2 protein-coding genes are annotated in these 1,433 nt (G+C 42.8%); one reads left to right on the top strand and one right to left on the bottom strand.

Annotation, left to right across the window (positions count from 1 at the left end; genetic code table 11):
* A partial coding sequence (locus tag IDH44_RS26915) for a hypothetical protein (RefSeq protein WP_223870067.1) occupies positions 1-186 on the top strand: 186 nt, incomplete at its 5' end.
* Between the two features lie 421 nt (positions 187-607).
* On the opposite strand, the gene IDH44_RS26250 is transcribed toward IDH44_RS26915, so the two are convergent.
* Positions 608-1,309: an HAD family hydrolase gene (locus IDH44_RS26250; protein ID WP_190921781.1), complete on the bottom strand. Its 702-nt coding sequence runs from the start codon at positions 1,307-1,309 to the stop codon at positions 608-610.
* Positions 1,310-1,433: the final 124 nt, after the last annotated feature.

Here is a 1,433-nt window from a genome sequence, read left to right as displayed (position 1 = left end):
ACCAAGCGGCGAAAGCCGCGCAGCATGCACCCGTTGTTATGTGCTGCTCCGTTGACCAAGCCCACGCCGAATCGTTTTGAAGGTTTCCCCCCCTTCTTTTCATCTTTTTATCGTGTTTTCGGTTTTATAGGGTTGTATAGATTTTATAGGTTTTATCATTATACAGCTTTATCCAGAATTTTATAGGGCTTTCATCTTTTCATACGGCGACCACGCGCTTTCATCCACGCTCGACTGTCGAATCGCCACGTTCTCCTGACGTTCCGCCTCACTCCAGTAACTCTAAATCTTTTGTTTTGAATAGCCTTTATCGTCTTTTCAGCTCTTCGCCTTTTTTATCGATTTTTCGTTCTTCAGGGGGGGAAACCTTCCGAACGGCTATTTCCAGCCGTTCGCTTACGATGTAGGCGCTCCGTTCCATCCAACAACCTGCGTTTATTTGGATGGCGGGTGGGCTTTTCTTCTTCGATTTAGCTACAGGAGTTGCATATAACGTTCAGGGTTCATGACGTCCGACGAAGTCGGATGTGTCCGGCTGATTCTGCTTCCTGGCTTCATACCTCCGGTCCGGACCAAGCGGCGAATGCCGCGCAGCATGCACCCGTTGTTATCGGGAGTTTCTTGACTTCTTTGAGCCACCTTCAAGCATCTCAATCATTTCCGTTAATTTACTTATCTTATAATGAGGTTGGGTTTCTGGTACATCCCATTTCCTGAATCCTTCTAACCAAATTGTTTTCAAGCCAGCATCACTTGCTCCTTTTACATCATTGAGAGGATGATCGCCTACATAAATAGTAAATTCCGGTTTCACTCCTAGTCGGTCCAAGGTGATTTCAAATATCCTTTTCGCTGGCTTCTTTACCTGTACTTCATCTGAGACTATAATGGCATCAAAGTGTTCCCGTAATCCAACAAAATCAATCTTTGAGTTCTGTGAGTGGGCAGAACCATTCGTAACTAAACCTAGTTTTAGACCTTGCCTTTTCAAACTTTGTAAGACATCCATTGCACCTTCCATTAGAACAGAGCATTTGTAAAATTCAGAAAACCAAAAATCAAGTAATTCCTTGATTGTTGTTTCTTGCTTCTTCCACTTCAAAGTACTCAGTAATTCTTGATATAGTTCCTTCTTGCTTCTATATCCATCATTATCTGCCTCAATAATATACTGTAAAACGTCTTTTCTTTCAGAGGGCTCTAAATCTATTATGTATTTTTCTATGAGTCTATTTGAGAATTCTTTAAAGGCCTGCTTTCTGTTTATTAATGTGTTGTCTAAATCAAAAATAACTGCATGTATATTCATTTAGTCTTCATCCGCCCTTTCAAGAAATTTCCGATAACGTTCAGGGTTCATGACGTCCGACGAAGTCGGATGTGTCCGGCTGATTCCGCTTCCTGGCTCCTACTCTCCGCCCGGACCAAGCGGC

It is taken from the genome of Paenibacillus sabuli (genome assembly GCF_014705605.1).
Classification (GTDB): domain Bacteria; phylum Bacillota; class Bacilli; order Paenibacillales; family Paenibacillaceae; genus Paenibacillus_D; species Paenibacillus_D sabuli.
Note: the sequence above shows the minus strand (reverse complement) of the source record. Positions and strands in the feature narration are given on the sequence as shown.

What these genes read in the sequence shown, in the direction of transcription:
- IDH44_RS26250 (WP_190921781.1), bottom strand. Translation starts at nt 1,309, where the DNA reads ATGAATATACATGCAGTTATTTTTGATTTAGACAACACATTAATAAAC.